Below are 8,932 nucleotides of genomic sequence, written 5' to 3' on the forward strand. Positions count from 1 at the left end.
ATGCGTTCGGCTTCAACAGCCCTCCCAACCCATCTCAGATTACTTGCCCCGACCAAGCGTGCGTAGCATCTCAAGTCACGCCGTGTGAGTAGCTTCAGCGCACCGCGACGCGACGAGCAACTGATCACACAGGATCACGGCGGATCGGATGCGTTTATCCGCCTCCACCGTTCAGTACGTGAAATCTCTGAACCCCGGCCTGATCGAGAAAGCGCTCCAATTTCCCATCCATCCACAGATGGTGCAGATGCGCCAGCGCCTCACCCATAGCAAAAGTCATCTGATGGGTGTCCAGCTTGCGTTGAAAGAGAATTGGCAGGGTATCTGCAGCGCTCAGCGCATTGTCTTGGGCTGTCAGCAAGATATCTGCCAGCCGCTCGTGGTGGTGGTTCTGCAGCTGCGCAATGCGCGTGGCCAATCCCGTGAACGGCTTGCCATGCGATGGGAGCACCAGTGTGCTTTCCGGCAGGTCCAGGTACCGCAACAGCGAAGTCAAAAACAATTGCAGCGGATTGGCTTCGGGCTCACTGGCATGGACACTGACATTGGTCGAGATGCGCGGTAGCACCATGTCACCGCTGATCAGCGTGGTCAATTCAGCACAGAACAGCGCCATGTGCTCGGGCGCATGTCCATAACCGCTGATGCAACGCCATCCTCGGCCCCCAATGTTCAGCGTGTCTCCATCCATGATTCGGCGAAAGCGGGGCGGCAGCGCGGGCACAAGGGTCGGAAAATACGATGCCCGCCCACGTACATGGGCCAAAAAGGAAGGGTCTTGCGCACCGTGCAGGGCATAGAAGTCCGCCCCTGCTTCGCCGCCAAACCCTTGCGGGTCATAAACAGCGACCCGAGCCACGTTGTAGTCGGTGGCACTGATCCACAATTGCACCCCCCAACGCTCGCACAGCCAATGGGCGAGACCGATATGGTCTGGATGCATGTGGGTCACGATGACACGCAAGATGGGCAAGCCACCCAGACAATTCACAAAAATCTGCTCCCACTGTGCACGGGTCGCAGCGCTGTCGATGCAGCAATCCACCACTGTCCACCCGTCTAGTGTCACACCGCCAGCGCCCGGTTGTCGGTCGCGCAGCAGCCACAGATTGATGTGATCCAGTGCGAAGGGAAGACCCATGCGAATCCAGTGGACTCCCGGCGCGACCACTATGGAGCCGCCCTCGGGAGGGAGCGCGTCGCCGAGCGGGTAGTGGATCTGGTGTTCGAGTGGATTCATGGCGAAGGTCTGATGGGTTAGCATTGACGTTAACGTAAACGTCATGCATTCGATGCATTGTAGGGAGCTGCCGCCACCGGGCTGTCTCATTTGCGAAACCGATACTGCTGTGTGCAGCACCCACCATGGCCAACACTTACACCATCAGTGACCTCGCCAAAGAGTTCGATCTCACCACCCGGGCGATCCGTTTTTATGAAGACATGGGCTTACTGCAGCCTGAGCGCACTGGGTCTGCCGGACGCAATCGCGTGTACAGCGCGCGCGACCGCACCCGGCTGCGACTGACGCTGCGGGCCAAGCGCCTGGGCCTCTCACTGACGGAAGCCAAGGAGATCATCGACCTTTACGACAGCCCCCGTGACACCGGCGTTCAGCTGCGCAAATTCCTCGACGTGTTGGTGGTGCATCGCAAGCAGCTCGAAGAGCAGATGGCCGATTTACAGGCCAACCTGGAAGAGGTGCGCGAGCACGAAGAAGAGGCGCGCACGCTACTGGCTAAGGTAGAAAAGCAAAATTGATTCATAATTGACGTTTACGTAAACGTAAATCAGGAGACTGTTGTGAGCACGCCCCCCCTTGAGCCGCGTTGCACCGACTTTGCTGACCGCGTACGCGCCAGTTTTGCGCGCCAGGGAGCCATGCAGACCCTGGGTGCCTCGCTGGGCCTTGTGACGCCGGGTGCCGTGGACATCGAACTCCCTTGGGCGCTTGGGCTGACCCAGCAGCATGGATTTCTCCATGCGGGCATGGTGGCCACTGCGCTAGATTCTGCGTGTGGATATGCCGGTTTCACCTTGATGGCGGCCGACGCTGCCGTGCTCACCATCGAGTTCAAGATCAACTTGCTGGCCCCTGCCAAGGGCGAGCGATTTCGCATGGAAGGGCGGGTGCTGAAGCCCGGCCGCACCATCACCGTGTGTGAAGGCCGCGCCTTCGCCATCGACGGCAGACAAGAAAAGCTGGTCGCCACCATGGGATGCACTCTTATGGCGGTCACCGGACGCGACAGCATCCAGGGCTGAATCCGGCCCATTCCATTACCTTTTTGAGGAGACGACCCCATGAGCATCCCTGCCAACCTTCCTGGCCTCAACTTTCAACTGGGCGAAGACATCGACGCCCTGCGCGATGCCGTGCGCGACTTCGCGCAGGCGGAGATTGCCCCCCGCGCGGCAGAAATCGACCGCAACGACCAGTTCCCCATGGATCTGTGGCGCAAGATGGGTGACCTGGGCGTGCTCGGCATCACGGTGTCCGAGCAATATGGCGGCGCCGCCATGGGCTACCTCGCCCACATGGTGGCGATGGAAGAAATCTCCCGCGCCAGTGCCTCGGTGGGCTTGTCCTATGGCGCCCACAGCAACCTGTGTGTGAACCAGATCAACCGCAACGGCAACGAGGCACAAAAGGCCAAGTACCTGCCCAAGCTCATCAGCGGCGAGCACGTGGGCGCGCTGGCCATGAGTGAGCCCGGCGCGGGCTCGGACGTGATCAGCATGAAGCTCAAGGCCGAGGACAAGGGTGGCTACTACCTGCTTAATGGCAGCAAGATGTGGATCACCAACGGTCCTGATGCCGACACCCTGGTGGTCTACGCCAAGACCGAGCCTGAGTTGGGCGCGCGCGGTGTGACCGCCTTCCTGATTGAGAAGGGTATGAAGGGCTTTTCGATTGCGCAGAAGCTCGACAAGCTGGGCATGCGCGGCAGCCACACGGGCGAGCTGGTGTTCCAGGACGTCGAAGTGCCGGCTGAGAACGTGCTGGGCGGCCTGAATCAGGGCGCCAAGGTGCTGATGAGTGGTCTGGACTACGAACGTGCGGTGCTGACTGGCGGCCCGCTGGGCATCATGCAGTCCGTGATGGACAACGTGATCCCTTACATACATGACCGCAAGCAGTTCGGCCAGAGCATTGGCGAGTTCCAGCTCATCCAGGGCAAGGTGGCCGACATGTACACCGTGCTGCAAGCGGGCCGCTCGTTTGCCTACACTGTGGCCAAGAACCTCGACATGCTCGGCACCGACCACGTGCGCCAAGTCCGCAAGGACTGCGCCAGCGTGATCCTCTGGTGTGCCGAGAAAGCCACCTGGATGGCAGGCGAAGGCGTGCAGATCTATGGTGGCAACGGCTATATCAACGAGTACCCGCTGGGCCGCCTCTGGCGCGATGCCAAGCTGTACGAGATTGGTGCGGGAACCAGCGAGATTCGCCGCATGCTGATCGGCCGCGAGCTGTTTGCCGAAACCTGCTGACCTGCGAAGACTGACCGACCAACCCTCACATACCAAGGACCCCATGCCTTCTTCCATCGACGACCTGTTTGTCCACAACCGCGCCTGGGCGGCCCAGATGGAGCGGGAGCGGCCTGGCTTCTTCACCAGCTTGCTGGCGCAGCAAAAGCCCAAATACATGTGGATCGGCTGTTCCGACAGCCGGGTGCCAGCCAACCAGATCACCGGGCTGGAGCCGGGCGAAGTGTTTGTGCACCGCAATGTGGCCAACGTCGTGGTGCCTACGGACCTCAACTGCCTGTCTACCATCCAGTACGCGGTGGACCAGTTGCAGGTGGAGCACCTGATGGTGGTGGGGCACTATGGCTGCGGCGGCGTACTGGCCGCTCTGGAGGGTACGCGGGTTGGCCTAGCGGACAACTGGATCCGCCATGTGACCGATGTGCGCGACCGCCACCGTGACCTGATCGCCGCCACCGCACCCGAATGGCGCCATGACGTTTTGTGCGAGCTCAACGCCATCGAGCAGGTGGTGAACATTGCACAGACCACCGTAATGCTGGATGCCTGGGGCCGGGGCCAGAAGGTCACACTGCATGGCTGGTGCTACGGCCTTAAGGATGGGCTCATCAACAACCTGCATATGTCCGTGGACAGCACCGAAGGCCTGGAGTCGCTGTACAAGGCGGCAATCGCCGGGGTGGCCGCGACCCGGCGGCAGTAAGCCGACCGGCGCTGTGCCTGCCGAACGACGGTTGCGCTGACAAAGAAGCCAAGAAGCCTGCCACCATGTTCCCGCAACGCCTTGATGCACCCCAAGCCTACGGTATTGCCAAGGCCATGATGGATGGCTTCAACCGGCATTACCGGCTGTTCCGCACGGAGTCCGCGCGGGCCAAGCACCGCTTTGAAACCGGCGACTGGCATGGTCAGCAGCGGGCGCAGCGCGAGCGCATCGAGTTCTACGACCTGCGGGTGAAAGAGTGCGTGCGGCGCCTCGAAAAGGAGTTTGGCGCAGGTGGCCAGCCCATGGACGTATGGCACCAGGTGAAGCTGCATTACATCGGCCTGTTGGTCAATCACCATCAGCCCGAATTGGCCGAGACCTTCTTCAATTCGGTCACCACCAAGATCCTGCACCGCACGCATTTTCACAACGACTTCATCTTTGTGCGGCCCGCGGTCAGCACCGAATACATCGAGAACGACGAGCCCGCCGCGCGCCCCACCTACCGCGCCTACTACCCGTCGCGGGACACGCTGGGCGAAACGTTCCAGACCATCGTCGAGAACTTCCAGCTGCAGCGCGAATTTGCCGACTTGCAGCGTGACACCGCTTGCGTGGTGGGCGCCATGCGCAGCCGGATCGACAAGGTGCGGCTGCGCACCAACTTCCAGATCCAGGTGCTCACCAGCCTGTTCTTTCGCAACAAGGGCGCGTATGTGGTGGGCAAGATCATCAACGGCTTCAACGAGGTGCCGTTTGCGCTGCCCATCCTGCACGACGACAGCGGCAAGCTGTACATCGATGCCGCGCTGTTCGGCGAAGACGACATGCAGATGCTGTTCAGCTTTGCCCGCGCTTACTTCATGGTGGACATGGAGGTGCCCAGCGCCTACGTGCAGTTTTTGCGCAGCCTCATGCCGCGCAAGCCGCGCGCCGAGATCTACAACGCGCTGGGCCTGGCCAAGCAGGGCAAGACGCTGTTCTACCGCGACTTTCTGTACCACCTGAAGCACTCCAGCGACCAGTTCCGCATCGCGCCTGGCATCAAGGGCATGGTCATGCTGGTGTTCGACTTGCCGAGCTTCCCGTTCGTGTTCAAGCTCATCAAGGACTACTTCCCGCACCAGAAGGAAACCACACGTGAGCAGGTCAAGGCCAAGTACCTGCTGGTCAAGCAGCACGACCGCGTGGGCCGCATGGCAGACACGCTGGAGTACAGCGAAGTCGCCTTCCCGCGTGACCGCTTCGACGATGCACTCATTGCAGAGATCGAGAAGTTCGCCCCCAGCCAGCTCGAAATCAGCGACCGCGACGGCGACTGCCAGACTGAGGTGATCATCAAGCACCTCTATATCGAGCGGCGCATGATCCCGCTCAACATCTACCTGCAGGAAGCCTTCGACACCGGCCTGTCCGACCCGCGCGCGCGCCAGCAGATGGAGCACAGCGTCATCGAGTATGGCAACGCCATCAAGGACCTGGTGGCCGCCAACATCTTCCCCGGCGACATGCTCTGGAAGAACTTTGGCGTCACGCGCAACGGTAAGGTCGTGTTTTACGACTACGACGAGATCGAATACCTCACCGACTGCAACTTCCGCCGCGTGCCCACGCCGCGCAACGAGGAAGAAGAGATGAGCGGCGAGGTCTGGTACAGCGTGGGCCCGCGCGATGTGTTTCCCGAAACCTTTGGCCCCTTCCTGCTGGGCAACGACGCTGTGCGCGAGGTGTTCATGCAGCACCACGCCGACCTGCTCGATGCCGCCTTCTGGCAGTCACACCAGGAGCGCATCCGCGCGGGGCACATGTTTGACGTCTTTCCCTATGACGCAGATCGGCGCTTTGTACGGAGCGCGTCGGCCCGTTCGCCCCTCTGATTTAACCCCGTCTTTCCATTCAAACCGTTCACAGGAGACCATCACCATGTCTGCATTCACCCAAGACCCCATCGTCATCGTCGGCGCCGCGCGCACCCCCATGGGCTCGCTGCAAGGCGACTTCTCCAGCCTGGCCGCGCACGACCTGGGTGGTGCCGCCATCAAGGCCGCCATCGAGCGTGCCGGTGTCTCGCCCGACGCCGTGGGCGAAGTGCTGTTTGGCAACTGCCTGATGGCCGGCCAGGGCCAGGCGCCTGCACGCCAGGCCGCGTTCAAGGGCGGCCTGCCCAAGGGCGCTGGCGCCGTCACGCTCAGCAAGATGTGCGGCTCCGGCATGAAGGCCGCGATGATGGCGCACGACATGCTGCTGGCTGGCACGCACGACGTGATGGTGGCAGGTGGCATGGAGAGCATGACCAACGCTCCCTACCTGCTGCAAAAAGGCCGGGGCGGCTACCGCCTGGGCCATGACCGCATCTTTGATCACATGATGCTCGACGGCCTGGAGGACGCCTACGAAGCGGGTCGCAGCATGGGCACCTTTGGTGAAGACTGCGCGGCCAAATACAGCTTCACGCGCGAACAGCAGGACGCATTTGCCACCGCCAGCGTGCAGCGTGCCAAGGCCGCCACCGAGTCGGGCGCCTTCGCGGCCGAGATCGTGCCCGTCACCGTCAAGACCCGTGCGGGCGAGACCGTGGTGTCGGTGGACGAAGGCCCGGGCAAGGTCAAGCTCGAGAAGATCGCCACCTTGAAGCCCGCGTTCAAGAAGGACGGCACCATCACCGCCGCGTCCAGCTCCAGCATCAACGACGGCGCGGCCGCGCTGGTGATGATGCGCGAGTCCACCGCCAAGAAGCTGGGTGCCAAGCCCCTGGCCCGCATCGTGAGCCACGCCACCCATGCGCAGGAGCCCGAGTGGTTTGCCACAGCGCCCCTGGGCGCCACACAAAAGGCACTCGCCAAGGCCGGCTGGCAAGTGGGCGACGTGCAGCTGTGGGAGATCAACGAAGCCTTCGCCGTGGTGCCCATGGCGTTGATGAAGGAATTGGACCTGCCCCATGACAAGGTCAACGTGAACGGCGGCGCCTGCGCACTGGGCCACCCCATTGGCGCCAGCGGCGCACGCATCATGGTCACGCTGATCCATGCCCTCAAGGCACGCGGCCTGACCAAGGGCCTGGCTACGCTGTGCATCGGCGGTGGCGAGGCCACGGCCGTGGCGCTGGAACTCGTCTGAGGCAGCTGGCTGGAGATGGGATGATCCCCGACTTTGCACAAGGACCGCGATGACCACTCCCTCTCCCGCCATCGGCGCCTTCTGGCGCGCGTTTTCGGATGCCCAGGCATCGCTCCAGGACCTGCCGCTGCGCGAGCGCGTGGGGGCGGCCAATGCGCTGATAGATCAGCACCTGGAAGGCCTGGCGCTGGAGATGTCCGGCGACGATGCCGATGCCGTGGTGGACCTCATCGTCACGGCCCACGGCAGCATCGAGCGGTTTCCGTTGCTGGCGCAGGTGGTGGCGGCCGCACCCGCGCTGCCGCACTACCGCGTGCGCGCGTTTCGCGAGCGCACCACGCAGCCGGACTTTCCCATCGGCATGGAAGGCTTTGAGCTGGCCACGTCCGAAGTGCTGGTGGCGCTGGAGCAGGATGGCGGGCAGGCGGCGCTGGAGATCCGCTTTGGCCGCGAGATCCCCAGCGACTACCAGGACCACGCGCGCAACATGGCGTTCATCATGCTCGACCATGTGCTGGGCGAGTACGACTTTGCCGTGAAGGTGGGCGCGGTGGACTTTGTGGGCGAGCCCGGCGATACCCATACACCTTGGGTGCCGCTGAGCCAGCTGCCCCCGGTGTTCGACCGCTACTGGACCGACAGCCTGGGCCACACCGGCCACTTTCCCACGGGCGATGCCGAATGGGACGGGCTGGAACTGCAGTTTGACTGCCCCATCGACGAGGACGGCAACGAACTGCCCGCTGACGACATCGACAGCGAAGACGCGCCCGAGACCGGCGTGGTCATGGTCAACACCAGTGCCAACGCTGTGGCCATGCGGGCCGACCTGGCCTATGCCCTCACCGTGGACCTGGCGGTGCCCGACAGCGACACACTGACTGCCGTGCAAGACCTGCACGAGCAAGCCGCCACGCTGCTCCAAGTGCCGCAGCTGGGCATTCTGGTGCTGACGCTGATGCGCGCGGGCCGCCGGCAGGCGCTGTACTACGTGAGTGACGAGCAACTCGCCAAACAGACGCTGGCGCCCCTGCTGCTGCGCGACGAGGCGGCATCGCTGGAGCTGAAGGTGGCGTACGACCCCGCGTGGTCTGGCTATTTCGAGTACGCCGGCTACCTGTCTGCCTGAGTTGGTGCTGTTGTTTTTTTACTCCTGAATTGATAGCTTCTGGTGCATGATCCACTAGCGCTTGCGGCATATTGGGCTTGAAAATGAACTCCATACTCGTGATGGGCGCGTCCCGGGGCATCGGCCTGGAGCTGGTGCGCCAGTACACCAGCGCAGGCCGCCGCGTGATCGCCACCGTGCGCGACGATGCCGGCCGCGAGCGCGTGCTGGCGCTGGGCGCCGAGGCGCTCACCGTCGATGTGGCCAACCCCGCCAGCATCAGTGGCCTGGCCTGGCAGCTCGACGGCGAAAAGCTGGACCTGGCGCTCTATGTGGCCGGCGTCATCCGCCGCCCCAACGCGCTCACCCCGCCCACACAGCAAGACTTTGATGCCGTCATGCACACCAACGTGCTGGGCGCCATGCAGGCCATTCCGCAGGTGGCGCCCCTGGTGGCGGAGGCGGGCGGCGTGTTTGCGTTTCTGTCGTCCTCGATGTCACAGATT

General features: G+C 62.8%; 9 protein-coding genes. 8 read left to right on the forward strand and 1 reads right to left on the reverse strand.

Annotated features, from left to right (window positions below; translation table 11 throughout):
• Nucleotides 1–154: 154 nt before the first annotated feature.
• On the reverse strand, nucleotides 155–1,240 hold the full coding sequence (locus ISS20_RS21550; RefSeq protein ID WP_291439413.1) for an MBL fold metallo-hydrolase: 1,086 nt from the start codon (nucleotides 1,238–1,240) through the stop codon (nucleotides 155–157).
• A gap of 125 nt (nucleotides 1,241–1,365) precedes the next feature.
• On the opposite strand from ISS20_RS21550, the gene ISS20_RS21555 reads away from it, so the two are divergent.
• The 8 genes from ISS20_RS21555 to ISS20_RS21590 all read left to right on the forward strand — a co-directional run.
• Nucleotides 1,366–1,761, forward strand: a complete 396-nt coding sequence (locus tag ISS20_RS21555; protein WP_176887134.1) for a MerR family DNA-binding transcriptional regulator — start codon at nucleotides 1,366–1,368, stop codon at nucleotides 1,759–1,761.
• 42 nt (nucleotides 1,762–1,803) lie between these two features.
• Nucleotides 1,804–2,265: a PaaI family thioesterase gene (locus ISS20_RS21560; protein ID WP_291439417.1), complete on the forward strand. Its 462-nt coding sequence runs from the start codon at nucleotides 1,804–1,806 to the stop codon at nucleotides 2,263–2,265.
• 39 nt (nucleotides 2,266–2,304) lie between these two features.
• On the forward strand, nucleotides 2,305–3,495 hold the full coding sequence (locus ISS20_RS21565; RefSeq protein WP_291439419.1) for an isovaleryl-CoA dehydrogenase: 1,191 nt from the start codon (nucleotides 2,305–2,307) through the stop codon (nucleotides 3,493–3,495).
• Nucleotides 3,496–3,538: 43 nt separating this feature from the next.
• Nucleotides 3,539–4,198, forward strand: coding sequence for a carbonate dehydratase (gene can / locus ISS20_RS21570; protein WP_291439421.1), 660 nt, complete (start codon nucleotides 3,539–3,541; stop codon nucleotides 4,196–4,198).
• A gap of 65 nt (nucleotides 4,199–4,263) precedes the next feature.
• Nucleotides 4,264–6,078: a bifunctional isocitrate dehydrogenase kinase/phosphatase gene (aceK, locus tag ISS20_RS21575; protein WP_291439423.1), complete on the forward strand. Its 1,815-nt coding sequence runs from the start codon at nucleotides 4,264–4,266 to the stop codon at nucleotides 6,076–6,078.
• A 46-nt stretch (nucleotides 6,079–6,124) separates the two neighbouring features.
• Nucleotides 6,125–7,318 (forward strand): acetyl-CoA C-acyltransferase, encoded by a 1,194-nt coding sequence (locus ISS20_RS21580; protein ID WP_291439425.1) that lies wholly within the window; start codon nucleotides 6,125–6,127, stop codon nucleotides 7,316–7,318.
• Between the two features lie 49 nt (nucleotides 7,319–7,367).
• Nucleotides 7,368–8,447 carry a DUF695 domain-containing protein gene (locus ISS20_RS21585; RefSeq protein ID WP_291439427.1) on the forward strand — a complete coding sequence of 360 codons (1,080 nt, stop codon included), beginning with the start codon at nucleotides 7,368–7,370 and terminating at the stop codon, nucleotides 8,445–8,447.
• An 83-nt stretch (nucleotides 8,448–8,530) separates the two neighbouring features.
• Nucleotides 8,531–8,932 (forward strand): SDR family NAD(P)-dependent oxidoreductase (locus ISS20_RS21590; RefSeq protein ID WP_291439428.1); only part of this gene is annotated, 402 nt, incomplete at its 3' end.

This window comes from Acidovorax sp., assembly GCF_016783915.1.
GTDB lineage: Bacteria > Pseudomonadota > Gammaproteobacteria > Burkholderiales > Burkholderiaceae_C > Acidovorax.